This is a genomic window from Ralstonia sp. Ralssp110, from assembly GCF_047325135.1.
Taxonomy (GTDB): Bacteria; Pseudomonadota; Gammaproteobacteria; order Burkholderiales; family Burkholderiaceae; genus Ralstonia; species Ralstonia mojiangensis.
Window position 1 is genome coordinate 1,781,561 of the sequence record NZ_CP168610.1, and the last position, 25,297, is coordinate 1,806,857.

General features: G+C 64.5%; 28 protein-coding genes. 21 read left to right on the forward strand and 7 right to left on the reverse strand.

Going from position 1 to position 25,297, the window contains the following annotated elements; translation table 11 throughout:
- The first annotated feature begins 10 nt into the window (after window positions 1-10).
- From ACEN9T_RS17185 to ACEN9T_RS17205, 5 genes are all read left to right on the forward strand, one after another.
- Window positions 11-1,021 (forward strand): NADP-dependent oxidoreductase, encoded by a 1,011-nt coding sequence (locus ACEN9T_RS17185; protein ID WP_413708396.1) that lies wholly within the window; start codon window positions 11-13, stop codon window positions 1,019-1,021.
- Window positions 1,022-1,118: 97 nt separating this feature from the next.
- Window positions 1,119-1,967, forward strand: a complete 849-nt coding sequence (locus tag ACEN9T_RS17190; RefSeq protein ID WP_252691562.1) for a class II aldolase/adducin family protein — start codon at window positions 1,119-1,121, stop codon at window positions 1,965-1,967.
- Between the two features lie 27 nt (window positions 1,968-1,994).
- Complete coding sequence (locus ACEN9T_RS17195; RefSeq protein ID WP_413708397.1) at window positions 1,995-2,951, forward strand: glutathione S-transferase family protein; 957 nt, start codon at window positions 1,995-1,997, stop codon at window positions 2,949-2,951.
- A 56-nt stretch (window positions 2,952-3,007) separates the two neighbouring features.
- Entirely contained in the window at window positions 3,008-3,910 is a 903-nt protein-coding gene (locus ACEN9T_RS17200; protein WP_413708398.1) for an SDR family oxidoreductase, read from the forward strand.
- Window positions 3,911-3,946: 36 nt separating this feature from the next.
- The gene (locus tag ACEN9T_RS17205) at window positions 3,947-4,873 is read left to right on the forward strand and encodes an alpha/beta fold hydrolase (RefSeq protein ID WP_413708399.1); all 927 of its coding nucleotides are present in this window, start codon (window positions 3,947-3,949) and stop codon (window positions 4,871-4,873) included.
- Between the two features lie 13 nt (window positions 4,874-4,886).
- On the opposite strand, the gene ACEN9T_RS17210 is transcribed toward ACEN9T_RS17205, so the two are convergent.
- Window positions 4,887-6,035 carry an iron-containing alcohol dehydrogenase gene (locus ACEN9T_RS17210; RefSeq protein WP_413708400.1) on the reverse strand — a complete coding sequence of 383 codons (1,149 nt, stop codon included), beginning with the start codon at window positions 6,033-6,035 and terminating at the stop codon, window positions 4,887-4,889.
- A 109-nt stretch (window positions 6,036-6,144) separates the two neighbouring features.
- On the opposite strand from ACEN9T_RS17210, the gene ACEN9T_RS17215 reads away from it, so the two are divergent.
- Genes ACEN9T_RS17215 through ACEN9T_RS17225 form a run of 3 tightly spaced genes read left to right on the forward strand, consistent with a single transcriptional unit; the run spans window position 6,145 to window position 8,047 of the window.
- Window positions 6,145-7,125: an alpha/beta hydrolase gene (locus ACEN9T_RS17215; RefSeq protein ID WP_413708401.1), complete on the forward strand. Its 981-nt coding sequence runs from the start codon at window positions 6,145-6,147 to the stop codon at window positions 7,123-7,125.
- Between the two features lie 22 nt (window positions 7,126-7,147).
- On the forward strand, window positions 7,148-7,585 hold the full coding sequence (locus ACEN9T_RS17220) for an acyl-CoA thioesterase (protein ID WP_413708402.1): 438 nt from the start codon (window positions 7,148-7,150) through the stop codon (window positions 7,583-7,585).
- Window positions 7,586-7,594: 9 nt separating this feature from the next.
- Window positions 7,595-8,047: a GNAT family N-acetyltransferase gene (locus ACEN9T_RS17225; protein WP_092970331.1), complete on the forward strand. Its 453-nt coding sequence runs from the start codon at window positions 7,595-7,597 to the stop codon at window positions 8,045-8,047.
- On the opposite strand, the gene ACEN9T_RS17230 is transcribed toward ACEN9T_RS17225, so the two are convergent.
- Entirely contained in the window at window positions 8,037-8,942 is a 906-nt protein-coding gene (locus tag ACEN9T_RS17230) for a LysR family transcriptional regulator (protein ID WP_413708403.1), read from the reverse strand. The two genes, ACEN9T_RS17225 and ACEN9T_RS17230, sit on opposite strands and share 11 nt — an antisense overlap.
- A gap of 100 nt (window positions 8,943-9,042) precedes the next feature.
- On the opposite strand from ACEN9T_RS17230, the gene ACEN9T_RS17235 reads away from it, so the two are divergent.
- Window positions 9,043-9,951: a sterol desaturase family protein gene (locus tag ACEN9T_RS17235; RefSeq protein ID WP_092970335.1), complete on the forward strand. Its 909-nt coding sequence runs from the start codon at window positions 9,043-9,045 to the stop codon at window positions 9,949-9,951.
- A 12-nt stretch (window positions 9,952-9,963) separates the two neighbouring features.
- On the opposite strand, the gene ACEN9T_RS17240 is transcribed toward ACEN9T_RS17235, so the two are convergent.
- From ACEN9T_RS17240 to ACEN9T_RS17250, 3 genes are all read right to left on the reverse strand, one after another.
- Complete coding sequence (locus ACEN9T_RS17240) at window positions 9,964-10,779, reverse strand: NRDE family protein (RefSeq protein WP_413708404.1); 816 nt, start codon at window positions 10,777-10,779, stop codon at window positions 9,964-9,966.
- A gap of 128 nt (window positions 10,780-10,907) precedes the next feature.
- A complete protein-coding gene (locus tag ACEN9T_RS17245) occupies window positions 10,908-11,198 on the reverse strand; it encodes a DUF4936 family protein (protein WP_092970339.1) in 291 nt (96 codons plus the stop codon).
- A 14-nt stretch (window positions 11,199-11,212) separates the two neighbouring features.
- Entirely contained in the window at window positions 11,213-12,253 is a 1,041-nt protein-coding gene (locus ACEN9T_RS17250; protein WP_092970341.1) for a YgfZ/GcvT domain-containing protein, read from the reverse strand.
- A gap of 133 nt (window positions 12,254-12,386) precedes the next feature.
- On the opposite strand from ACEN9T_RS17250, the gene mltG reads away from it, so the two are divergent.
- The 6 genes from mltG (at window position 12,387) to ACEN9T_RS17280 (ending at window position 17,247) form a co-directional block, all read left to right on the forward strand.
- Window positions 12,387-13,385: an endolytic transglycosylase MltG gene (gene mltG, locus ACEN9T_RS17255; RefSeq protein ID WP_092970343.1), complete on the forward strand. Its 999-nt coding sequence runs from the start codon at window positions 12,387-12,389 to the stop codon at window positions 13,383-13,385.
- On the forward strand, window positions 13,382-13,999 hold the full coding sequence (tmk, locus tag ACEN9T_RS17260; protein ID WP_092970345.1) for a dTMP kinase: 618 nt from the start codon (window positions 13,382-13,384) through the stop codon (window positions 13,997-13,999). The genes mltG and tmk overlap by 4 nt, the downstream gene beginning before the upstream one ends.
- An 81-nt stretch (window positions 14,000-14,080) precedes the next feature.
- Window positions 14,081-15,091 carry a DNA polymerase III subunit delta' gene (locus tag ACEN9T_RS17265; protein ID WP_413708405.1) on the forward strand — a complete coding sequence of 337 codons (1,011 nt, stop codon included), beginning with the start codon at window positions 14,081-14,083 and terminating at the stop codon, window positions 15,089-15,091.
- A 42-nt stretch (window positions 15,092-15,133) separates the two neighbouring features.
- On the forward strand, window positions 15,134-15,553 hold the full coding sequence (locus ACEN9T_RS17270) for a PilZ domain-containing protein (RefSeq protein WP_024975666.1): 420 nt from the start codon (window positions 15,134-15,136) through the stop codon (window positions 15,551-15,553).
- A 52-nt stretch (window positions 15,554-15,605) separates the two neighbouring features.
- Window positions 15,606-16,409 (forward strand): TatD family hydrolase, encoded by an 804-nt coding sequence (locus ACEN9T_RS17275; RefSeq protein WP_413708406.1) that lies wholly within the window; start codon window positions 15,606-15,608, stop codon window positions 16,407-16,409.
- On the forward strand, window positions 16,393-17,247 hold the full coding sequence (locus tag ACEN9T_RS17280; protein ID WP_092970353.1) for an ankyrin repeat domain-containing protein: 855 nt from the start codon (window positions 16,393-16,395) through the stop codon (window positions 17,245-17,247). The genes ACEN9T_RS17275 and ACEN9T_RS17280 overlap by 17 nt, the downstream gene beginning before the upstream one ends.
- A 52-nt stretch (window positions 17,248-17,299) precedes the next feature.
- On the opposite strand, the gene egtB is transcribed toward ACEN9T_RS17280, so the two are convergent.
- Window positions 17,300-18,604: an ergothioneine biosynthesis protein EgtB gene (gene egtB / locus ACEN9T_RS17285; RefSeq protein ID WP_413708407.1), complete on the reverse strand. Its 1,305-nt coding sequence runs from the start codon at window positions 18,602-18,604 to the stop codon at window positions 17,300-17,302.
- A gap of 240 nt (window positions 18,605-18,844) precedes the next feature.
- Between egtB and ACEN9T_RS17290 the strand changes: the two genes are divergently transcribed.
- The 6 genes from ACEN9T_RS17290 to ACEN9T_RS17315 are packed head-to-tail and all read left to right on the forward strand — an operon-like array spanning window position 18,845 to window position 24,503.
- Window positions 18,845-19,915, forward strand: a complete 1,071-nt coding sequence (locus ACEN9T_RS17290) for a LacI family DNA-binding transcriptional regulator (RefSeq protein WP_413708408.1) — start codon at window positions 18,845-18,847, stop codon at window positions 19,913-19,915.
- A complete protein-coding gene (locus ACEN9T_RS17295) occupies window positions 19,912-20,943 on the forward strand; it encodes an ABC transporter substrate-binding protein (protein WP_092970359.1) in 1,032 nt (343 codons plus the stop codon). The genes ACEN9T_RS17290 and ACEN9T_RS17295 overlap by 4 nt, the downstream gene beginning before the upstream one ends.
- Window positions 20,944-20,945: 2 nt before the next feature.
- Window positions 20,946-21,797, forward strand: coding sequence for an ABC transporter permease (locus ACEN9T_RS17300; RefSeq protein WP_413708409.1), 852 nt, complete (start codon window positions 20,946-20,948; stop codon window positions 21,795-21,797).
- Complete coding sequence (locus ACEN9T_RS17305; protein WP_413708410.1) at window positions 21,794-22,591, forward strand: ABC transporter permease; 798 nt, start codon at window positions 21,794-21,796, stop codon at window positions 22,589-22,591. Before ACEN9T_RS17300 ends, ACEN9T_RS17305 begins: the two co-directional genes overlap by 4 nt.
- Window positions 22,588-23,649: an ABC transporter ATP-binding protein gene (locus ACEN9T_RS17310; RefSeq protein WP_413708411.1), complete on the forward strand. Its 1,062-nt coding sequence runs from the start codon at window positions 22,588-22,590 to the stop codon at window positions 23,647-23,649. Before ACEN9T_RS17305 ends, ACEN9T_RS17310 begins: the two co-directional genes overlap by 4 nt.
- 5 nt (window positions 23,650-23,654) lie before the next feature.
- Window positions 23,655-24,503 (forward strand): phosphodiesterase, encoded by an 849-nt coding sequence (locus ACEN9T_RS17315; protein WP_413708412.1) that lies wholly within the window; start codon window positions 23,655-23,657, stop codon window positions 24,501-24,503.
- On the opposite strand, the gene ACEN9T_RS17320 is transcribed toward ACEN9T_RS17315, so the two are convergent.
- Window positions 24,500-25,183, reverse strand: coding sequence for an FMN-dependent NADH-azoreductase (locus ACEN9T_RS17320; RefSeq protein WP_413708413.1), 684 nt, complete (start codon window positions 25,181-25,183; stop codon window positions 24,500-24,502). The two genes, ACEN9T_RS17315 and ACEN9T_RS17320, sit on opposite strands and share 4 nt — an antisense overlap.
- Window positions 25,184-25,297: the final 114 nt, after the last annotated feature.

Genomic DNA, 25,297 nt, shown 5'->3' on the forward strand with positions numbered 1-25,297 from the left:
AGCGTTTTTCATGTCGAAGACCTATCAGCGCATCGTTCTGGCTTCGCGCCCGCAAGGGGCCGTGACGCCCGACAACTTCCGCCTGGAGACGGTGGAGATTCCGGAACTGCAGGACGGCCAAGTGCTGGTGCGCAACCATTTCCTGTCGCTCGATCCGTACATGCGCGGCCGCATGAACGACAGCAAGTCGTATGCGCAGCCGCAGCCGCTGGACGAAGTGATGATCGGCGGCACCGTTGGCGTGGTGGAAGCGTCCAAGAATCCGTCGTTCGCCGTGGGCGACAACGTCGTTGGCATGTTCGGCTGGCAAGAAGTTGGCGTGTCGGACGGCCGCGGCATCCAGAAGGTGGATACGCGCCACATTCCGCTGTCGGCGTATCTCGGTTCGGTCGGTATGCCGGGCGTGACGGCTTGGTATGGCCTGAACAAGATCATGCATCCGAAGCCCGGCCAGACCGTCGCGGTGAGCGCCGCTTCGGGCGCAGTCGGCAGCGTGGTGGGCCAGCTCGCCAAGCTCAAGGGCTGCCGCGCCGTGGGCTTTGCCGGCGGCAAGGACAAGTGCGACTACGTGGTCAACGAACTGGGCTTCGATGCCTGCATCGACTACAAGGCCGCCAAGGACCCGAAGGAGCTGTACAAGATGCTCAAAGAGGCGACGCCCGATGGCATCGACTCGTATTTCGAGAACGTGGGTGGCTCGATCCTGGATGCCGTGCTGTCGCGCATGAACGCATTCGGCCGCATTGCCATGTGCGGCATGATCGCCGGCTACGACGGCCAGCCGCTGCCGCTGCAGAACCCGCAATTGATCCTGGTGTCGCGCCTGACCATCGAGGGCTTCATCGTCTCCGAACACATGGACGTGTGGCCGGAAGCACTGCGCGAGCTGGGCGGTTTCGTGGCGCAGGGCAAGCTGAAGTTCCGCGAGAGCGTGGCAGAGGGCTTGGCGAGCGCACCGGAAGCATTCATAGGCCTGCTCAAGGGCAAGAACTTCGGCAAGCAACTCGTCAAGCTGGTTTGAGTTGAGCCGCACGCGGACTGTCAATCGCTTGACAGTCCGCCGGGCGAGGGCCGCCACAGAATGGCCCCACCCACAACGAACGCGTGAAGGAGACACCATGAACGCACCTGAAACCACGCAAGCCAAGCGGCCCGACAGCATGGCCGCCAGCCTCAGCCCCGAGGCCGCTGCCCGCTATCGCAACCTGCCGCGTCCTCCTCAATTTGCCACCGTGGCCGAAGAACGCCTGCATCGCAAGCAGCGCCTCGCGGCAGCGTTCCGGCTGTTCTCCAAATTCGGTTTCGACGAAGGCGTGGCCGGCCACATCACGGCGCGCGATCCGGAACACCAGGACAGCTTCTGGGTGAACCCGTTCGGTGTGCATTTCAGCCAGGTGACGGTGTCGAACCTAATCCGCTGCGATCACCACGGCAACGTGGTGGAAGGCGATTACCCGGTCAATGCCGCCGCGTTTGCGATTCACTCGCGCGTGCACCAAGCGCGGCCCGATGCGGTGGCCGCTGCGCACTCGCACAGCACATACGGGCGCGCGTGGTCGACGCTCGGTCGCAAGCTCGATCCGCTCACGCAGGACGTATGCGCCTTCTATGGCGACCACGCGTTGTACGACGATTTCGGCGGTGTGGTGGTCGAGCTGGACGAGGGCCAGCGCATTGCTGAGGCGCTGGGCGACAACAAGGCTGCCATCCTGCAGAACCACGGTCTGCTGACGGTCGGCAAGACGGTCGACGAAGCAGCGTGGTGGTTCATCACGATGGAGCGTTCCTGCCAGGTGCAGTTGCTGGCCGAAGCCGCCGCTGCGCGCACTGGCGACGCACCGCGCACGATTTCCGATGCCGCTGCCCGTCAGGCGTATTCCATCGTCGGGTCGGCGCAGGCGGGGTGGTTCCAGTTCCAGCCGCTGTATGCGCGCATCGTTAAAGAACAACCCGATCTGCTCGACTGATCGGCATTACAAATTTCTGGAGCACGCATGACGGACTTGATCCTGCATCACTACGCCACCTCGCCGTTTTCAGAGAAGGTGCGTTTGATCCTTGGCTACAAGGACCAGCCGTGGAAATCCGTCACGGTGCCCGTGATCCTGCCCAAGCCGGACGTGATGCCGCTCACCGGCGGCTACCGGCGCACGCCGTTCCTGCAGATCGGCGCGGACATCTATTGCGATACCGCGCTGATCGCGCAGGTCTTGGAGTCGATTCACCCTGCACCGACACTGTATCCCGCAGACCATGCCGCAGCGGTGTTTTCGATGGCGCAGTGGGCCGATACGACGCTGTTCTGGGCTACCGCAACTTTCGTGACGCAGCCGGCGGGCTTCCAGAGCCTGTTCGGCGATGCGCCAGAAGCCTTCGTCAAAGCCTTCGTTGAAGACCGCAAGGCAATGCGCGTGGGCGGCACCGGCTTGCGCACGCCGCTGCCCGAAGCCACCTCCACGCTGCAGGTGTTCCTCGCGCAACTGGAGCGGCAGTTCGCGACAGGCGAACGCATCTTCCTGTTTGGCGAGCAGCCGACCGTGGCCGACTTTTCTGTCTACCACTGCCTGTGGTTCATTCGCCGTGCAACGGCGGTGGCCGGCATTCTTGATGCGCACCCGGAAGTCGTTGCCTGGATGCATCGCGTTGCGGCGTTCGGCCACTCGCAAGCGCAACCGATGACGCCTGCCGAAGCATTGGACATTGCCAAGGCCGCCACACCGCGCGCGTTGACTGAAACGAACGCAACCTTCGACGACAGCCGCGGCTTGCCCAAGGGCACGCGCGTGACGGTGGCCGCGGTTGACTACGGCGTGGATCCCGTCGAAGGGGACCTCGTGGTCTCCACACGCGACAGCGTCGGCGTGCTGCGCGAAGACCCGCGCGTCGGCCAGGTGGTGGTGCATTTCCCGCGCGTGGGTTACGCCGTGCGCAAGGTTGAGGCGGCAGGCTGATACGGCTGCGCCATCTCGATCGCCTTTCCTATTACAACGACATCAGTGAGACACGTATGAAGCAATTCGCAGGCGGTGTGGCCGTCATCACGGGCGGTGCGTCGGGTTTCGGCAAGGAGTTCGCCAAGATCGGGGCCGGGTTGGGCATGAAGCTGGTGCTGGCTGATATCCAGCAGGATGCGCTGGATGCCGCCGTGGCCGAATTCTCGGCGCAGGGCGTGGAAGTGATTGGCCTGCGCGTCGACGTGTCGAAGGTGGAAGACGTGCAGGCGCTGGCCGATGCGGCCATCAAGGCGTTCGGCAAAGTGAACCTGCTGTTCAACAACGCCGGCGTGGGCGCCGGTGGTCTCATCTGGGAAAACACCGAGCGCGACTGGGATTGGGTGCTCGGCGTGAATCTGCACGGCGTCATTCACGGTGTACGCATCTTCACGCCGCTGATGCTGGAAGCCGCCAAGAAAGATCCGTCGTACGAGGGCCATATTGTCAATACGGCCTCGATGGCGGGGCTGCTGAATGCGCCGGCCATGGGCATCTATAACGTGTCCAAGCACGCGGTGGTGGCGCTGTCCGAATCGCTGTATCAGGACTTGAGCCTGGTGACCGAGCAGATCCATTGCTCGGTGCTGTGCCCGTACTTCGTGCCGACCGGCATTACGCAGTCTGACCGCAATCGCCCGCAGGATCTGGCCAATACGGCGCCGCCCACCAAGTCGCAGTTGGTTTCACGAGCCATGTCGGAAAAGGCGGTCAGCTCCGGCAAGGTCACCGCCGAGCAAGTCGGCCAGATGACCTTTGACGCGATCCGCAACGCGGGCTTCTACATCTACTCGCATCCGCATGCGCTGGCGCCAGTGCAGCATCGCTTTGAAGACATCATCTCGCAGCGCAATCCGTCTGATCCGTTTGAAGGCAAGCCCGACGTGCGTGCACGTCTGGTCGATGCGCTGCGCGGGTAATTCCACCTCTACGACTGCCACAACTCCGAGATCGCCATGAATACTGCAACGGCTGCCGCTATCACGGAATCGCAATTCGCCGATCTGCCAAACGGCACGCGGCTGCATTACGCCAGCGCCGGCAAGCGTGGCGCGCCGCTGATGCTGTTCGTTCACGGCTTTCCGGAGTTCTGGTACGAGTGGGAAGCGCAGCTTGCTGCGTTTGGCGACACGCACTTTGCCGTTGCGCCCGACATGCGCGGCTACAACCTGTCGAGCAAGCCGGCCGCGGTGGATGCGTATCGCCCGAAGTTCCTGGTGCAGGATCTGACGCAGTTCATCACGGCGCTGGGCTACGAGCGCGCCATCGTGGTGGCGCACGATTGGGGCGGGGCGATCTGTTGGAACCTTGCCATCCAGCATCCGGAGTTGGTCGAGCGGCTGGTGATCGTCAATTCGCCGCATCCTTGGGTGTTTGCGAATGCGCTGCTCAGCGATCCGGCGCAGCAGGCCTCATCGGCGTATATGAACTGGCTGCGCCAGCCGGGTTCGGAAGACGCGCTCGCCGCAAACGACTTCGAAAAGCTTGAAGGTTTCTTTCACGGCATGGGGCAGCCGGTGGCGGAATGGTTCACGCCCGAGGTGCGAGCGCGCTATCACACGGCCTGGAGCCAGCCGGGTGAGGGTGGCTCCCACGGTCTGACCGGTGGCGTGAACTACTACCGCGCCTCACCGTTGCATCCGCCCACGGAGGGCGTTGCGCCGTTGCGCATCGACCAGATGCCGCCCGAGGCGTTTGTCGTAAAGGTGCCTACGCTCGTGATCTGGGGCGAGATGGACATGGCGCTGCCGAAAAGCCTGCTCAATGGGCTGGAGCGTTTCATTCCCGACATGCGCCTGGAGCGCATCCCCAATGGCACGCACTGGGTCGTGCACGAACAACCGGAGCGCATTACCGCGCTGATCCGGTCGTTCGTTTCCTGAGCGCCTGCGTTAGTTACATCGACTCCGCCAGCATGCGGCGGTAGTCGTCGGCCGTGGCGATGCGCGGGTTGGTCTTGTGGCAATGGTCGAGCAGGGCGCCTTCCACCACGTGTTCCAACGCATCTTCCGGCACGCCCATCTGGCGCAGTCCGGTCGGCAGGCCGAGGCGCGCCGTCAGGTCATGCACCGCCTGGGCGAGGTCCGCGCCGGCCGGCAGGTTCATCACGCGGCGCATGCGCGCATAGCGGTTGTCTCGCACTACCGTCTCGGCCGTCTCGTTGAAGCGCAACACCGCCGGCAGCACCACCGCGTTGAGCGTGCCGTGATGCAGCCCCGTTTTGCCATCGACTTTGACGCCGCCGAGCGGGTGCGACAACGAATGCACGCACCCCAGCCCCTTCTGAAACGCCATCGCGCCCTGCATCGACGCGCTCATCATGTTCAGCCGCGCATCGCGGTCAGCGCCATCGCGCGTGGCGCGCTCGATGTTGGCCCACGCACGCTCGAGGCCATCCAGCGCAATGCCGTCCGCAGGCGGGTTGAATGCGGGTGCGAGAAAGGTTTCGATGCAATGCGCAATTGCATCCATGCCGGTGGCGGCCGTCAGCGCGGGCGGCAGACCCAGCGTCAGCTCCGCATCGCAGATGGCTGACTTGGGCAGCAGGTGCCACGAGTGGAAGCCGAGCTTGCGGCCGTCTTGCAGGATGATGATCGCGCCGCGCGCCACCTCGCTGCCGGTGCCGGCCGTGGTGGGAATCGCAATCAGCGGCGCCGCCGCTTCCGTGATCTTCGTGCTGCCGCCCTCGATGGTCGCGTAGGTGGTGAGCGGCTCCGGGTGCGTGGCCGCAATGGCGATGCCCTTGGCCAGATCGATGGACGAACCGCCGCCAATGGCGATCAGCCCGTAGCAGCCGGCGTCTTTGTATTGCGCGGTGGCTTTGAGCACCATCGCCTCGGTCGGGTTGGAAGGCGTCTCGTCGAACACGGTGACGGGCAGGCCGCCCGTGGCGTCAATCGCGCGCTGTGCAAGACCGGCGGCAGCCACGCCTTTGTCGGTCACGATCATCGGCCGGCGGATGCCGACGCGTGCGCATTCGCTTTTCAGTTCATTGACGGTGCCAAAACCAAGGTGGACGTGGGTGAGGTAGAAGATGAGGGCCATGCTGTCTCCGGAGGGTGTTTGTCTGCGTCGCCCGTCTTGCCGTGCGGGCGTGGTTCAATGGATACTCCGATGATAGCCAAATTAGAACGATCGTTCAGTTCTCGCCCTCATGCAGCACCCGTCTCTCGACTCGCACGTCGCCCAGTTACTCGATCTGGTGGCGCGTGCCAAGCGTCCGCCGTTGAATGCACTTGATCCAGCCGACGCCAAGATCGCCTACGAAAAGAGCAGTCCCATTGTCGACATCCCGGCCATCCCGCTGGAAGCCGTGCACGACCTGACGGTAACGGCGCGCGATGGCTATGTCATTCCCATTCGCACATACGCGGCGCGCGAAGCCTGCTGGGCTGATCCGTTGCCATTGCTGGTGTATTTCCACGGCGGCGGTTTTACCGTGGGCAGCATCAAGACGCACGATCAGCTTTGCCGGTCGCTGGCGGCCAAATCAGGCGCTATGGTGTTGTCGGTGGATTACCGGCTTGGGCCGGAGTGGAAATTTCCCACCGCGGCGAACGACGCGTTTGACGTGCTTCAGTGGGTGTTCGATGAAGCCGCCGCCATCGGCGCCGACCCGGCACGCATCGCTTTCGGCGGCGACAGCGCGGGCGGAACGCTGGCCGCAGTGGCTGCCATCGAGGCACGCAACCGCGGCTTGGCGCCGGTGCTGCAACTGCTGATCTACCCCGGCACCACCGCGCGGGAATCCACGCCGTCGCACCGCGAGTTTGCCGAGGGCTACTTGCTCACGCAGGAGATGATCCACTGGTTCTTCTCGCAATACCTGCGCAGTGATGCCGACCGCGACGACTGGCGTTTTGCCCCGCTGGATGCCGGTGGCCACGGCGCAGACGTCACAGGCGTGTGCCCCGCGTGGATTGCCGTGGCCGGCTTCGACCCGATCCGCGACGCAGGCATCGGCTACGCCAACAAGCTGCGCGCTGCAGAGGTCCCGGTCGAGCTGAAACTGTACGAAGGCATGATTCACGACTTCTTCAAGATCGGGCGCTTCGTGCCAGCCGTCGAAGACGCGCACCGCGATGCTGCAAACGCACTACGCCGCGCCTTCGGCACCGAGACCGAATCCCCCTGACGAAAGCACAAAAGGAGACCGTATGGCGATCGAGGATTTCCGCCACTGCACGCCCCTGCGCGTGCGCTGGGCTGAAGTCGATGCGCAGAGCATCGTCTTCAACGGCCACTACCTGCTGTACGCCGATGTCTGCATCACCGAATACTGGCGCAGCATCGGCGTGCGGTATCCGGTGGATGTGGTCGACACCTTTGGCGTGGATTTCTACGTGGTCAAATCCACGCTCGAATATCATGCCTCCGCGCGCTTTGACGATGAGCTGGACCTGCGCTGCCGTGTGGCGCGTCTGGGCCGCTCCAGCATGCGCTTTATCATCGAGATGTATCGCGCAGACGAACACCTCGTCACCGGCGAGGTCATCTATGTGTGTGCCGACCCTGCCACCCAGACCTCCGCGCCGATTCCCGACACGCTGCGCGAGCGCATCCTTAACTTTGAAGTTCTGAAGCCTGAAGTGTGAGAACTGAGCATGACTGCCCCTGAATCTGTCCGCCCGCTTGCCGGTGTTGAAGTTGCCCGCTGGGACGCCGTGCGCGAAGAAGCGCGCGCCATCCGCTACGACGTGTTCGTCACCGAACAAGGCGTGCCCGTTGAACTGGAATGGGACGCATGGGATGACCAGTGCTGGCACGCGCTGGCACACGACACGGCCGGGCGCGCTGTCGCCACGGGCCGCCTGCTGCCCGACGGTCATATCGGCCGGATGGCGGTGCGCAAGGAGGCGCGGGGCACGGGCGTTGGCGCGCGCGTGCTGGACGCCTTGATCGACAAGGCGCAGTCGCTCGGTTACCCCGAGCTGATCCTGAACGCGCAAACCCACGCCATGCCGTTCTATGTACGTGCGGGCTTTACGGCCGAGGGCGAAGAGTTTGAAGAGGCCGGCATTCCGCACCGGACCATGCGCCGCGTGCTTACACGTTGATGTCCTGGGCGGCCCTCGCAATGGCTGCGATGGCCACCTGCGCTGCCGGCGACGCGGTTCTGCCGTGCAGCCGCACTATCCCCGTCGTGGATGGCGGCGATAACCAACCCTTCACCGTCAGCCGCACCAGCGCGCCGCTTTCCAGCTCTTCCCGCACGGCGGCGTCCGTGGCTCCCAGCACGGTATCCGTTGTGAGTGCCACCATCTTCAATACGCCGTAGTTGTCGCACTCCAGCGCGATGCTGGCTTCCCGACCGGCTGGCAGGCCAAGCAGCATCGCCAGCTCCACCTTTGACGGGCTCAGGAGTTTCGGTACGGCAATGCCGTATTCCCAGACTTCACGCAGCGTATGCGTGCGCCCCGCAAGCGGGTGTCCAGCCCGCACGTAGAGGTGAGGGGGCTGGCCTCCAATCAATTGGATATCGAGCGCGGCGTCTTTCGGCATGTCGCGCACATCGGCGGCGAAGAACTCGATGCTCTCGCTTCGCAGGCTCTCTAGCAGTTGCACCCAATTGCCGACTTCCATGCGCAGTGCGACTTGGGGATGCTGCTGCCGCAATTCCTGCAGTGCCTGGGGCATGAGCGTTGCCGTCAGCAGCGGGCCGACACCGAAGGCCGTGTCGCCGAGTTGGCTGTCGCGATACAGATCAACGTCGCGTTGCAGGCAGCGCGCCTCGAACAGCAGGCGCCGCGCGCGTTCGATGACGAACTCGCCGGCGGGCGTGGGGCGCACGTCGCCGGTTTCGCGATCAAACAGGCGGATGCCGAGATCATCCTCGACCGCCTGGATGCTCCGGCTGAATGCGGGCTGGCTCAGATGCACCGCTTGCGCGGCACGCGCGAAGTGCAGCGTATCGGCGAGAGCTACGACGTGACTCAGGCGGCGCAAATCCATGGCGTTGCGTTCTGTGCATTAAATGGATGTTCATTATGCATTGGACGCATTGGCGACGCACTTCTAGGCTTGTCTGCACAACAAAAGCGAGGAGACATCAATGAGTTCGCATATGGAGCACGCGCTGATCGTCGCCTGCATCCTGGGATTTGCCGTCATGGAGTTCGTGACACGGCGCTACCAGGCCAACGTGCGCGGCCGGGCAACCGCCAACGATGCCTGGCTCGAGGTGCTGATGTTTATCAGCCTCGTCGCCGTCACCCAGCCGATCGCGCTCTTGGGAAGCAATGCCCTGTGCAAGTGGCTCATTCCGGCGCAGCACAACGCGTGGGCGGATCTGCCCTGGTGGGCGATGACCGGGCTGCTGCTCATCGGTGACGACCTCACGCAATACCTCTGGCACCGTGCTTCGCACACGCCGCTGCTGTGGCCGCTGCACCGCGCGCATCACAGCGCGTCGTACATGAGCGTGCGCATTACGTACCGCAACAACTTTTTCTACTACCTGATGATGCCGGGGCTGTGGATCGGCGGCGTGGCCGTGTATCTGGGCTTTGGACCTGTTTATGCGGCGTATCTGGTCGTCAAGTTGGCCGTCATTGTGGGCGCGCATTGCGCCTGGCCGTGGGATGCACCGCTGTATCGCGTCCGCGCGCTGCGCCCGCTGATGTGGGTGGTCGAGCGGACGATTTCCACACCTGCCACGCATTGGGCGCATCACGCGCTGACCAACGCCGATGGCATCGGCCACTACAAGGGCAATTTCGGCAACCTGCTGTTCTTCTGGGATGTGCTGTTCGGCACCGCGCATATCACGCGCAAATATCCCGCGAAGATTGGTCTGCAGGACGACGTGCTGTTCGGCGCCGAACGGTGGACGGCGCAGATGTTCTATCCGCTGGTGCAGTCCAGGCGCGAACATTCTGCATTGCGCCCGGGCGGCGCTGCCGTCACCGAAATGGAAATGAAAATGGATCAGAGCGCCAGCGCCAAGCAGGAAGCGGCCTGAGCGGCGGGCCGCTTACGTATCGGCGTGCGTGACGGTATCGAGCACGCCGAGGTAGCGCGTCTCACCAATCTGGCCTTCCGCGTCGAAGCGGCGCTCGGTCACGTCAAAGCAGCCGTCGTGACGGATGCGCACGATCGTGCTGGCGCGCGTGCCATAGCGCGGCGAGCGGATGAAGGCGGCAGAAAGCAGCTTCTCCCATTCGTGGGCCACGCCCGTGGCGGGTAGGGAGGCGGTCGGCGCTTCACGGGATTCCGAAAGCAGATCGAGATAGCGCGCCACATCCAGGGCGTTGCCGTGCCGGCCCGTGTCTGCGGCCAGGGCCTCGGCAAAGGCGGCCATGCGATGCCGCACCTTGAACCACGGCGTATCGAGCAATGCATTGGACAGCCCGTACAGGCCGGGCGCGAGCTTGCGTGGCGCTTCTGCGCGGTTGCTCGTCCACCAGAGTTCGTCGCGTGTGGCGGTCAGCAGGTTGTAGCCGTTGTATGCACGGTCGCGAGCGGTGAGGCTATCGAGATAGGCGGGCACCGACATATCGTCCGCCGTCAGGAAATTCGAGACGAGTTCCCCGCGCGAGCGCGCATCGGGCCGGCGCTCGGACGGCGCACGGTAATTCGTCAGCGCGGCAAAGCGGCCGTCACGCGTCATGCCCATCCACGTACCTGCGTGACCGACCACCTGGGCCATGTCACGCCCAGCCAGCACGTTGGGCGCGTCGCTCCACCACGCAAGCGGCGCGGCAGGGCGGTCATAGAATTCGTCCCGGTTGGCGGCCACCACCAGTGCGTAGTCGGGGTGGGCGTGCCAGGCCGTGAGAATCAAACACATGAGCACTTCCTTTGAACATGCCGCGCAACGAACGGCCAATGGTCAATGTGACGACCTGGGTTGCGCGGGCTTCGGCCAAGCATAGCAGCCTGCCGAATTTTTGCGATGCCGATTGCGGCAGGGCGCCGTCAGCTGTTTTCTAGATCGACAAACAGCTCTGCATGGCGTTCACCCGCGACGAATTCACGCGGGCCGCCGGTTTCCCACAGGGCCGCCAGCGTGGCAGCAAATGCGGGCGGTACGTCGGCGTAGGACTCCATCCACGTGGCCTGGCCGTCGCGTGTTTCCGGACGGCGCATCAATGCGCCTGCCACGCCCGTCGCTTCTTCCACGGTATCGAGCCAACGCTGCCAGCGCGGTAGCGCAACGGCGGCGTCATGCTCGGCGATGCGGAAGTAGACGAACAGGTGGTCGGCCATGATGGAGTCCGGTGTCAGGCGTTTTCTGAAACGGGAATGACGTACGGCAGGTTTTGCAACGTCAGCACCGGCCCGTCCGGCGTGGCCAGGTGGATGACAGTGTCGAGCGCGTCCAGCTTCAGCTCGACCAGCAGGTCGGTGCCGCCATCCGGCGCCATGGCTGCGTTGACCACCATGCCGCACGGTTGGTTCGGATCGGTTGCGCTGTAGACCTCGGCACCGGCCGACGTGGGTGCATTCACGTGCGCACGATGCATGCGCCGCTTGAGCGTGCCGCGATACTGGCTGCGCGCCACGATTTCCTGCCCCGGGTAGCAGCCCTTGCGGAAATCGACGCCGCCCAGCAACTCCAGATTCACCATCTGCGGCACGAACTGTTCCTGCGTGGGCAGGGTGATGTGCGGCACACCCGCTTGCAGGCTCAGCCAGTCCCACACTTCGGTGCCCACCAACGACAGGCGCGACGACAGCGTCTTCCAAGCGTCCTGGAAGTGCTCGGCATGGACCATCCATTGATAGCGGGGGCGTCCGCCAGCATCCGGCAGGCGGACGACCGCGCCGAACTGCTGCCCCACCGTGGCGGGCTGCTGCGCCACCGCGTTGACCGTATCCGGTTCAGGCAACACGGCGCCGGCCTCGCGCAACGCTTCCGCCGCATCGGGCCCGGCGACGCCGACGGCGATGAACTCATCCATCGGGCGCAGCTTGGCCTTGGCGCGCAGCACGAACATCGACAGGCGCTTGGTCAACGCCGGAGCGATCGCCTTGTCTGTCTGCAGCACGATCGTATCGGCCTGACGCCACACCAGCAGCGTGGCCAACAACCGTCCCTTGGGCGAGCAATAGCCGGCCAGGCGCGCCTGGTTCAAGCCCAAGCCGGTGACGGCATTGGTGAGCTGGTTATGCAGGAATTCGGCCGCATCGGCGCCTTCGACGGCGATGCGCGCAAGATCGGTCGGTGCGCAGAGCACGCTGCCGCGCGTGGCGGCGTCAAATTGCACGTCGAGCGGGGGAAAGCTCAGCGTATCGACAAAATCGTGGAAGACATCGTTCATGGTGTGCGGGGCCGCCTTAGATTGACCGGTATTATATTGGGCTGTCTAACAGGCAGCTTGTGCCCTATCTATCCATTTCAAGAGTGCGGAAATCGCCGGGGTCAGCCGGCTCCGCACGCAGATTCACAACAGAATGTTCTCTTTTCTCAAACGCTTGATCCTGCTGGCGATCCTGATTGTGCTGGCAGCAGCAGGCGGTGTGGTGTGGTGGGCTCAGCAACCCGTGAGCCTGTCGGCCTCGCCGCTGGAGGTGGTGATCAAACCGAACTCGAGCGTGATCTCGGTCGGCAAGCAGCTTGCCAACGCCGGCGTCGGCGTGCAGCCACAGTTGTTTTCGGTGCTGGCGCGCGCCACGGGCAACGCCAAGAGCCTCAAAGCCGGTGGTTATGCGCTGGAAACCGGCGCGACGCCCATGTCCATTCTCGACAAGATGGCGCGTGGCGAGGTGACGCATTACGTCGTCACCGTCATCGAGGGCTGGTCGATGCGCCAGATGCGGGCGGTGGTTGACGCAGAGCCTGCGCTCAAGCACGACACGGCCGGCATATCCGACGCAGACCTGATGCGCAAGATCGGCGCGCCCGAAACCAATCCGGAAGGCCTGTTCTTTCCCGATACCTACCTTTTTGCGCGCGGCAGCAGTGATGTGGAGCTATACCGCCACGCCTACCAGGCGATGCAGAAGCGCCTGAACGACGCCTGGGCGAAACGCTCGCTGGATCTGCCGTACAAGACGCCGTACGAAGCGCTGACCATGGCCTCCATCATCGAGAAAGAGACCGGCCAGAAGCTGGAGCGCTCGATGATTGCCGCCGTGTTCGTCAACCGGCTGCGAAAGAACATGCTGCTGCAGACCGATCCGACGGTCATCTATGGCCTTGGTGCAAGCTTTGACGGCAATTTGCGCAAGCGCGACTTGCAGACCGACACGCCGTACAACACCTACACGCGGACCGGCCTGCCGCCCACGCCGATCGCGCTGCCGGGCATGGCGTCGCTGCAGGCGGCGCTGAACCCGGCACCGTCGGATGCGCTGTATTTCGTGGCGCGCGGCGACGGCAGCAGCCAGTTTTCGACCAACCTGACGGACCACAACCGGGCCGTTAACAAATATCAGCGCGGCCAACCATGACCGGCAAGTTCATCACATTCGAAGGGATCGACGGGGCGGGCAAGAGCACGCACCTCGCGTGGTTTGCCCAGCAACTGCAGGCGAAGCTCGCGCCTCAGGGCAAAAAGGTGGTCGTCACCCGCGAGCCGGGCGGTACGCCGCTGGGCGAGCGACTGCGCGAAGTACTGCTGCACGAGCGCATGCACCTGGAGACAGAAGCGCTGCTGATGTTCGCCAGCCGCCGGGAGCACATCGCCGAGGTGATTCAACCCGCGCTGGACGCCGGCGACTGGGTCATCTCCGATCGCTTTACCGATGCCACATTCGCCTACCAGGGCGGGGGTAGGGGCCTGGCAATCGACCGACTGGAAGCGCTGGAGCGCTGGGTGCAGCAGGGCCTGCAGCCGACCAAGACCATCCTGTTCGATCTGGCCCCCGAGATTGCCGCCGCGCGCTTGGCCGATGCCCGGACGCCAGACAAGTTCGAAGCCGAGTCCGCGCAGTTCTTCCTGCGCACGCGTGCCGAATACCTGCGCCGCGCGACAGCCGAGCCGGATCGATTTGTCGTGCTCAATGCCAACCGGGAGCGAACCGATATCCAGAAAGACTTAGAGAATTTGCTTGCAACGCTCTGATTTTGCAGGCAATTTCGGATACGGAAATAATAGTTTCACGACTAGTTTTTGCATCAACAATCTGACGCAACCCATTGATTCATGATGCTTTATCCCTGGCAATCCGCTGACTGGTCCCGTCTGCAAGCGATGCGGGCCAAGTTGCCGCATGCGATTCTGCTCAACGGCCAGGCGGGCACCGGCAAACGCGATTTCGCCATGCATTTCGCGCAAGGCCTGTTGTGCGATACGCCCATCGCAGACGGCCGACCCTGCGGCACGTGCGCGGCCTGCAACTGGTTTGCACAGGGCAATCATCCGGATTTCCACCTCGTGCGCCCCGAAGCGATGGAAGACGCGCCCGAGACGGAGAAAGACGCCGACGGCAAGAAAAAGGCGCCGAGCAAAATCATCCGCATGGAGCAGGTCCGTAACCTGATCGAAGGCGTGGGGGTCGGTACGCACCGGGCCGGGTTGCGGGTGGTCGTGCTGTATCCGCTCGACGCGTTGCAGACTGAGGGCGCCAACGCGCTGCTCAAGACGCTGGAGGAGCCGCCGCAGAACACCGTGTTCCTGCTGGTGACGGATCGAATCGACCGTATCCTGCCGACCATCCTGTCGCGCTGTCGGCAATTTCCGCTGCAGCCGCCGCAGCCCGAGGCCGCTCGCCAATGGCTGGAGCAACAAGGCGTGCCCCATGCGCAAAGCCTGCTGGCTGAATTCGGCAATGCGCCGCTGGCCGCGCTGGCGGCCGCCGAGTCCGAGGACCGCCCGCTACTGCAATTTTTGCTCGAACAGCTTGCCCAGGGCGCGAAGCTGGACGCGCTGGCCACGGCCGATCATTTACAAAAATTGTCGGTCCCGGCCGTTCTCAGTACCATGCACCGGTGGGTCTTTGACCTGATGGCGGCGCGGCTGGTGGGGCGTCCGCGCTACTTTCCAGCGCAGAGCGATGCGTTGCAACGTTGCGCAAACACCATCCCGCTGGATCGCCTGGAACGTTTTGCGCGTGCCTTGCCGCAACGGCGCCGCACCGAGCAACATCCGCTGGCGGCAAGGCTCGTCATCGAGAGCCTTTTGCTGGATTACCGGCAGCTCTTTCCGGCGGCCTGAACCCGAACCCGCACCTGAACGTTTGCACTCTCTGGACACCCTGTGAGCACTGCACCTCTTCGTACGCCTGGCACTCCTGTCACCCCTGGCACGCCCACTGCGGCCGGCACGGCTCCGGGCGCGCCGACCCGTCCGGGCATCGTCTCGCTGGCCATCAAGGATGAAGCCGGCCTGCACGCCGCGTATATGCCGTTCCTCAAGAACGGCGGTATCTTCGTGCCCACACAGCGTCCCTACCGGATTGGCGAGGAGGTTTTCCTCGTGCTGTCGCTGCTGGATCGCCCGCAGAAGTATCAGGTGGCCGGCAAGGTGGCCTGGATCACCCCGGTGGGCACGCCCGCCAAGACGCCGGGCATTGGCGTGCACCTTGGCGAAGATGAGCAGTGCCGTGTGCTGCGTCGCGTGATCGAGGAGCTGCTCGGCAAGCAGATCAACTCGCAGCGCCCGACACAAACCCTCTGATTTTTTCCTGATACGGCGCACGAAGTTTGCGCCGTAACTTTGTGATTATTCGATGTTTGTCGATTCCCACTGCCACATCAATTTCCCCGACCTGCGCGCGCGTCTGCCCGAGCTGCTGACGCGCATGCGCGAGAACCGCGTTACCCACGCCCTGTGCATTTCCGTCACGCTGGAGGATTTTCCGAGCGTGCTCGAGATTGCTGAGCAGGAACCGAACGTGTACGCCACCGTGGGCGTCCATCCCGACGCCGAGGCGGACGTTGAAGAAGGCAGATCCATTGAAGAGCCCACGCTCGAACGCTTGCTGACCCTTGCTGATCACCCGCGCGTGGTCGGTATCGGTGAAACCGGGCTCGACTACTACCGCCTGGGCGACCGTACCGTGGCCGACATGGAATGGCAGCGCGACCGCTTTCGCACACATATTCGCGCGTCGAAGCAGACCGGGAAGCCGCTGGTGATCCACACCCGCTCGTCGGCCGAGGACACGCTGGCCATCATGCGCGAAGAGGGCGCCGAGGCCGCAGGCGGCGTCATGCATTGCTTTACTGAGACCTGGGACGTGGCCAAGGCCGCGCTGGACCTGGGTTTCTATATTTCCTTCTCGGGCATCGTGACGTTCAAGAACGCGGTGGACCTGCAGGAAACCGCCAAGAAGGTGCCGCTGGACCGCATGCTGATCGAGACCGACTCTCCGTACCTGGCGCCGGTGCCGTTCCGCGGCAAGACGAACGAGCCGGCGTATGTGCGCCACGTTGGCGAATTCCTGGCAACGCTGCGCGGCGAACCGCTGGAGCGGATTGCCGGCGTTACCACCGAGAACTTCTTTAATCTATTCAATGCGATATCGAGATAACTTGAAGCAAGCAATGAACAAAATCGCATTGGCTGGTGCATTGACGATGGCGTTGTCGGGTGCCGCGCTCGCCACGCCGCAGGACGATCTGCGCAACGCCGTCGAGTACAACCGCCCGGCGCTGGTGCAAAAGTACATTGCGCAGGGCATCGACCCCAACCTGAAGACGCGCGATGGCACGCCGCTGCTGGTGGATGCGCTGAAGGACAAGAACCTCGAGGTGGCCGAGGCGCTCATCCGCGCCAAGAACATCGATTTCGAGCGCACCAATGCCGCCGGCGAAAACGCGTTGATGATGGCCGCCTACCAGGGGCTGCTGCCGATGGTGAAGCTGATGGTGGAAACGTACGACGTGGAGGTCAACAAGACCGGCTGGACTGCGCTGCATTACGCCGCCACCAACGGATACGACGACATCGTCAAATATCTGCTGGACCACGCGGCCTATATCGATGCAGAAAGCCCCAACGCGACCACGCCGCTGATGATGGCCGCCATGGGCGGGCACATCACGACCGTCAAGCTGCTGCTGGATGAAGGCGCCGACATGAACCTGCGCAACCAGCAGAAAATGGACGTGATCGACTTCGCCAAGCGGTATCACCAGGATGAGATTGCTGCGGGGCTGGAATCGCGCCGGCGCAAGTTGGCGGAGCAGTCCGGCAAGCCTGCTTCGGCGCCGGTGCCTGCAGCAGCAGTCTCGCCGCCTGCCAAGCCTGCAGCGCCGGTTGTGCCGACGCCGATGCCGCCCGCTAAACGTGACGCCGGGGCGCCTAGCCAGGCTGGTCAGGATACGATCGGCACGCCCACCAACATGCTGTTTGACAGCAACCGCTAGTCGCGGCCCGAACGGCCCGGCAATTCAGCCCCGGTACCGGGCGTGATGCGCGTCACGCCCGCCGCGCCAGCCGCACTCCGGTGAACTGCCACCGCTGGTGCGGATAGAAGAAGTTGCGATACGTCGCCCGCAGATGCCCCTCGGGCGACACGCACGATCCGCCGCGCAGCACCATCTGGCTGCACATGAACTTGCCGTTGTATTCGCCCACGGCGCCTTCGGCCGGCTCGAAGCCCGGATACGGGCCATAAGGGCTGGCAGTCCATTCCCACACATCACCGAACAGTTGACGCAGGCTGCCGGCCTCGGCGATGCCGTGGTCGGGCAACGGGCGTAGCGCGCCCCGGCCGGCGAAGTTGCCTTGCACGGGCAGGCCCTCGGCGGCGTGCTCCCATTCGGCTTCCGTCGGCAGGCGTGCGCCGGCCCAGCGGGCGTAGGCATCGGCCTCGTAAAAGCTGACGTGCGTGACCGGGGCGTCCAGATCCACCGGCTGCAGACCATGCAGCGACATCTGCTGCCACCCCTCGGCCTCGTCCATGCCGGCGCGCCAGTAGAGCGGGGCATCAATGCCTTCGCGCTGCACCCATGCCCAGCCGTCGGACAACCACAGGGTGGGCTGCCGATAACCGCCGTCCTGCATGAAGGCGAGCCACTCGCGGTTGGTGACAGGGTGCGTGGCCAACGCATAGGGCTCCAGCCAGACGGTGTGGCGCGGGCCTTCGCAGTCGAACATGAAATCGGAGTCGGCTCCTGTATCGGTTTTGCCGATCTGTACGGCACCGCCCTGGAAGCTGACCCAACCCGCTTGCGAGGGAGCCGCATGCACGCGTGGTGCCGGCGCTTCGGCATAGGCCGGGCACAGCGGGTTCTGCGCAAACAGGTGGAGCAGATCGGTCAGCAGCAACTCCTGATGCTGCTGCTCGTGGTGCAGGCCGAGTGTCACCAGGCGGGCAAGATCGTCCGATACGCCGCCGGCCAGCAAGCGCTGCATGGCCATATCGACATGGGCGCGATAGGCGCGCACCTCGTCGAGCGTCGGGCGGGTGAGCATGCCCCGGCGCGGGCGCGGATGCCGCGCACCCACGGTCTCGTAGTACGAATTGAACAGATAACGGTAGCGCGCATCCGGCGAGCGATAGCCCGGTACGTTCGGGCCCAGGATGAATTCTTCGAAAAACCACGTCGTGTGGGCCAGATGCCATTTGGCGGGGCTGGCGTCGTCCATGGATTGGACGGTGGCATCGGCGTCCGACAACGGCGCGGCCAAAGCCAGGGATTGCGCACGGACCACGCCGTAGTGTTGCATCAGGCCGGGCAGAGCAATGCTAGGCACATCGAAAACGGGCGATACACGCATGGTGTCTCCAAAGCAGGCAGCGAGAACAGCACAGCAGCAAGTGGGCCATGCCGCTGCGCGCGCACTGGCGCACGCCGCATGCCCCTTTTCGTAAGAAGCATATGCGAGCTTTGTAACTTTGCCACGCACAGCACTGGCGATGCTGCATTGCGGCGACGCCTGCACTGCAGCATCGATTGTCATGAAATAGTCACTGGGCCCACCTAGGATGTAAACGTTTACAAATTCCAGGGGCCGGCAGTGAGCAGCAGCATCAAGGACGTGGCGACGCATGCCGGCATTTCGATTGCCACGGTGTCGCGAGCGGTCAATACACCGGAGCGGGTGAGTGCCTCGACGCTGGCCCGCGTGCAGGCCGCCATGGATGCGCTTCACTACCGCCCGAACGCGCTGGGCCGCCAGTTGCGCGCCGAGCGTACAGGCTTGCTGGGCGTGGTGCTGCCGTCGCTGGCTAACCCCGTGTTTGCCGAATGCATGCAGGGCATCGAGGAAGCCGCGTCCATCACGGGCCAGCGCGTGATGCTCATGACGACGGCCTACGACCGCGAGCGTGAAGCCCGCTCCATCGAGACCATGCTCGAGCAACGTGTCGACGGTCTGATCCTGACCGTGGGCGATGCCGCAGCCAATCCGCATCTCGATCGCCTCGACGCAGAGCACGTGCCTTACGTGCTGGTCTACAACGACACGGTCGGCCAGGCGCGCATTCCTGCCCGCTGCTGCATCACCGTCGATAACCGGGCGGCTGCGCGCGATGCTATCCGCGCGTTGCTCGCGCAGGGGCATCGTCAGATCCGCATGCTCACTGGCACGCTGGCAGCGTCGGACCGTGCGGCGTTGCGCCACGACGGCTACCGCGAAGCGCTGGAAGCGGCCGACATTGCGCCGCAGCCGCCCGTCGAAATTGATTTCAATGCCGACGCCATGCTGCCCGCCGAGCTGGCCCGCCTGCTGGCGCCGCCGCGGCCGACCGCCATTTTCTGCAGCAACGACCGCCTTGCCTTGCTCACCATCCGCTCGCTGCGCGAGATGGGTCTGCGCGTGCCCGAAGACGTGAGCGTGGTCGGCTTCGATGGCTTGGCGATGGGGCAGTGGCTTTCGCCCACGCTGGCCACCGTGGCGCAGCCGCACCGCCAGATCGGCACCGACGCGGCCACGGCGCTGGCCCGCCGCATCGCTGGCGAGGTGGTGCCCTCGATTACGTTGCCGCACCGCTTGCTGGCGGGCGGCACGCTGGCCCGTGCGCCGGCGGAAGCGTCTCTCTCCGTGGTTTCTTCCCTCACGTCTGATACGCAAGGAGCGTCTCGATGAAACGTCTCGTTCAATGGCTGCGCGTGTGCGGCCTCGTGGCTGCCGGCGCGTTCGCCGTGGCTGCGCCAGTGCAGGCACAGCCGGCCGGCCAGCAAGTCGCCATCTGCTACAACTGCCCGCCCGAATGGGCCGACTGGGCCAGCCAGATCAAGGCCATCAAGGAGAAGACCGGCATCACCGTGCCGTTCGACAACAAGAATTCCGGCCAAGCCATCGCGCAGATGCTGGCCGAGAAGTCGCACCCCGTGGCTGACGTTGCCTACCTGGGCATCACGTCCGCGTATCAGGCCAAGGAAAAGGGTCTGGTCGCCAACTACAAGCCCAAGCATTGGGAAGACATTCCGGCCGGCATGAAAGATCCGGATGGCGCATTCTTCTCGATCCACTCCGGCACGCTGGGCTTCTTCGTCAACAAGGACGCATTGGAAGGCAAACCCGTGCCGCGCTCGTGGAAAGACCTGCTCAAGCCCGAATACAAAGGCATGGTCGGCTACCTGGACCCGAGCAGCGCCTTCGTCGGCTACGTGGGCGCCGTGGCGGTCAACCAGGCGCTGGGCGGCACGCTCGACAACTTCGGCCCGGCCATCGAGTGGTTCAAGCAGTTGAAGAAGAACGCGCCGATCGTGCCGAAGCAGACGGCCTACGCACGCGTCGTGGCAGGCGAAATCCCCATCCTGCTCGACTATGACTTCAATGCCTATCGCGCCAAGTACAAGGATCACGCCAACGTGGAATTCGTGATTCCGCAGGAAGGCACGATTGCCGTGCCGTACGTGATGAGCCTGACCGCCGGTGCGCCGCACGCCGACAACGCCAAGAAGGTGCTGGATTTCGTGCTGTCGGACGAGGGCCAGACGCTGTGGGCCAACGCCTACCTGCGCCCCGTGCGTGCCAACGCGATGAGCAAGGAAGCCGCCTCGCGCTTCCTGCCCGCCAGCGAATACGCCCGCGCAAAGACGGTCGACTTCAACAAGATGGCAGCCGGCCAGCAGGCGTTTGGCACGCGCTACCTGAACGAGGTCCGCTGAGCATGAGCACCGTCACCCGAACCACCTTGCCCGACGATGCGGTATTGCCCGCTCGGTGGCGGGTGGCGTTGCTGGCACCGGCCGTCGCGCTGTTCTGCGCGTTCTGGCTGCTGCCGATGGCGGCGTTGCTGCGTGTGAGCGGCAGCGAAGGGCTGGTCGCCACGTACACGGCTGCGCTCACCACATCGCGCTATCTGGGCAGCTTGTTCTCGACGGTGGTGCTGTCGGCGGCAGTCACGCTGGCGACGCTCGTCCTTTCGACCATCGCCGGGCTGTTTCTGGTGCGTCACAACGTGCCGGGCAAGCGGATGATTACCGCGATGCTGACGTTTCCGCTGGCGTTTCCCGGCGTGGTGGTCGGCTTCATGGTGATCCTGCTGGCCGGGCGCCAGGGCTTGCTGGGCGACGTCACGCACAAGCTCGTCGGCGAGAAATGGGTGTTCGCCTACTCCATCGGCGGGCTGTTTCTCGGTTACCTGTATTTTTCGATCCCGCGCGTGGTGTTGACGGTCATGGCAGCGGCGGAAAAGCTTGATCGTTCACTGGAAGAAGCGGCGCGCTCGCTGGGCGCATCGTCGTGGCAGGTGACGCGCGATGTGCTGGTGCCAGGGCTGGCCCCTGCGTTGATCGCCTCGGGCGCGATCTGCTTTGCCACGTCGATGGGCGCATTCGGCACCGCCTTCACGCTCGCCACCGATATCGACGTCTTGCCGATGACCATCTACACCGAGTTCACGCTCAATGCCGGGATTGCCATGGCGGCCGCACTGTCGGTTGTGCTGGGCGTTGTGACGTGGCTGGTGCTGGCGATTGCACGCACGGCGGCTGGCGGACAAGCGGGGGCGGCGGCATGAAACGCGCCTTGTCTGCTGCGCAGTGGATCATCACGCTGCTGCTGTGCCTGTTCCTAATCGTGCCGGTGGTGCTGTCGATGGCCGTGGGCCTGACGCGAAACTACATCCGCGGGTTCAAGAGCGGTTGGACGCTGGATTGGGTCGCCCAGGTGTGGGAGATGTATCACGCGTCGATCTGGATGTCGTTGCTGGTGGCGCTGTGCACGCTGATGATCGTGCTCGCGGCCGGTGTGCCGGCGGGCTATGTGCTGGCGCGCCGCCAGAGCCGTACGAGCCGCCTGATCGAAGAATTCCTGACGCTGCCCGTGGCGCTGCCGGGGCTGGCGACGGCGCTGGGCTTGATCGTGGCCTACGGCGGCTTCGGCGGCTTTCGCGAGAGCCTGTGGTTCATTGTCGTCGGCCACGTGGTGTTCACCCTGCCATTCATGGTGCGCTCGGTCGCAGCCGTGGCGGCAGGCCAGAACCTGAAGACGCTGGAAGAGGGCGCCGCCAGCCTGGGCGCGTCGTTCTGGCAGCGCTTTCGCACCATCGTGCTGCCCAACGTGCAGCCCGGCATCCTGGCCGGCGCGTTGACGGTGGTGACGCTCTCGGTGGGCGAATTCAACCTGACCTGGATGCTGCACACGCCCGAAACCAAGACCCTGCCGGTCGGCCTGGCCGATACCTATGCGTCGATGCGCCTGGAAATCGCCAGCGCCTACACGCTGATCTTCTTCGTCATGATCGTGCCGCTGCTGGTGCTGATGCAGCGCTTTGGCGGCCTGCGGGTGAACAACGGAAAGGCTTCCCGATGAGTACCGAACCTCTACATCTCGCGCCCGTGCCGATTCGGCTGCGTGGCTGCGGAAAACACTTCGGCGGCCAGCGCGTGCTGGACTCGATGGACCTCGACATCGCCGCCGGCGAGACCGTCGTGCTGCTCGGCCCGTCGGGCTGCGGCAAGACGACCACGCTGCGCATCGTCGCGGGGCTCGAAGCGCCCGATGCAGGCGGCACCGTGCATTTTGGCGACGAGGACGTCACTGCGCGTCCGATCGAACGCCGCCGCGTCGGCATGGTGTTCCAGAACTACGCGCTGTTTCCGAACCTGAGCGTGCGCGGCAATGTGGAATACGGCTTGCGCATCCAGCGCCGGCAGAACGGCTTGTCCGACACGCAGATCAGCGCCCGGGCAAACACGCTGCTGGAGATGATGCACCTCACGCCCTATGCGGATCGCGGTGTGGCGCAGCTTTCCGGCGGCCAGCGCCAACGCGTGGCACTGGCGCGCGCGCTGGCGCCCGAGCCACGGGTGCTGCTGCTCGACGAGCCGCTCACGGCGCTCGATGCCAAGCTTCGCGAATCTGTGCGGGCAGAAATGGACCGCCTGCTACGCAGCCTCGGCATCACGACCATCTACGTGACGCACGATCAGGAAGAGGCGATGGCGCTTGCCGATCGCATTGTCGTCATGGAAGCCGGCCGCATTGCGCAGATCGGCACGCCGCGCGAGATCTACTTCCAGCCGGCCAACCGGCACGTGGCGGATTTCATCGGGATCATGAACCGGCTTGACGGCGCGCGCGAGGACGGCGCCTTCGTCTGCGCGGGTGGTCGCGTACCCGTGCCGGCCGGCGACGGCAACGCCATCTTCTTCCGCCCCGAAGATGCCGTGCTGGCCGACCCGGCCCAGGCGGCGCTGAAGGGCACGGTCGAATCGGCGGTGTTTCTTGGCTTCCGCACGCGCGTGCGCGTGGCGGGCGTGTCAGCCACGCCGCTGTTTATCGATGTGCCCGGCCGCCAGCACTTTGCGCCGGGCCATGCGGTCGGCTTCGATATCCCGGCAGACCGCCTCCTGACCTTGCAAGCCTGATGCCGATGCATTTCCTTCAATTCACCGATCTTCATATCAAGCGCCCGGGGCGACTGGCGTATCGGCGCGTGGATTCGGCAGCCTATTTGGCACGCTGCGTGGCGCATATCCTGGCGCAGCCGGAGAAACCGGACGCCATCGTCCTGACCGGCGATCTGGTCGACGCTGGCGCGCCCGAGGAATACACGCACCTGCGCGCCGTGCTGGCGCCGCTCGATGCGGCCGGCATCCGCATGCTGCCGGTGCTCGGCAACCATGACGGCCGTGACGCCGCCCGAGCAGCCTTTGCCGATTGGCTCGCGCCCATTCCGGCCGATGCGCAAGACGGGCACGCTTTCCAGTACTGGACCGACATCGGCGACGTTCGCCTGATCGTGATCGATACGCTGGACGCCGGCCATCCGGGTGGCCGCCTGGGCGTACAGCGCCTGGATTGGCTGGTGGAGGCGCTGGCGCGCGAAACACAGCGTCCGACTGTCATCGCCATGCATCACCCGCCGTTCGCCACGGGCATTGGCCACATGGACGTGCAATCGCTCGCCCCCGAAGACATCCCGGCCTTCGCGCAGATCGTGCGTGCCGCCGGCAACGTCGAGCGCATCATCTGCGGCCATCTGCATCGCTCCATTGACGTGCTCTTTGCCGGGACGGTGGCGTCGACATGCCCGTCGCCGGCGCATCAGGTGGCGCTGGATCTCGACCCGGACGGCGAGCCCGGCTTCGTCATGGAACCGCCCGCCTACAAGGTGCACGCGTGGGTGCCGGGGCAGGGCCTGGTGAGCCACCTCGCCTACGTGGGGCAATTCGATGGCCCGCATCCGTTCTTCGAGCCAGACGGGCGGCTGATCGACTAGGCCGCTTCCACGGCGGCGGCCATCCGCACGACCAGTGCATCAACGTCGCTTTCCGCCGATGCGATGGACGCGCGTAACCGCTCGTCGGCAAATTCGTCGTATTCGACGGCGACAGATGCCACATCCGTGACGCCGATGTAGCCGAATGCCGTGGCGACGCCGGCCTCGACGTGGTTCAGGTGCGCAATGCGCTGGCCGGGGCCGTAACCGAAATCGCCGCGCGCGCTGAGGATGACGAGGCGCTTGTTCATGCCGGCGAGCAGCGGCCAATAGGGCTCGCCGGGGCGGCGGCGGTCGAAACCGAATGTGCGGCCCACGCGCACGATGTTGTCGATGTACGCCTTGAATTGCGCGGGCATGCCGAAGTTGTACATCGGTACGCCGGCCACGATCACGTCGGCGGCCAGCAACGCGTCGATCAGTGCATCGCTTTGCGCAAGGCGGTCGTGCATCCACGGTTCGCGCTGCGCGGGCGGCGTGAACGCGGCATGGACCCAGCGGCCATCCACTGGGGCTGGCGGTTCAGCGCCGATATCGCGATAGACGACTTGCGCGTCGGGCTCATGCTCAAGCCAGCGCTGCACGAAGCGCGCGGAGAGCCGGCGCGTGTGCGAGCCATGGCGCGAAGTCTCGGAGCTGCCCGGCCGGGCGCTGGAATCCAGATGCAGAAGGCGGGTCATGTTGAATCGTTGATGAGTGGAGGTGTGTCCACTCTACGAACCGCGCTGCACTGCGACAAACGACATGTTTTGCGCGCGATGGCTGACATGGATTCATCCATGCCGTCCACGCGG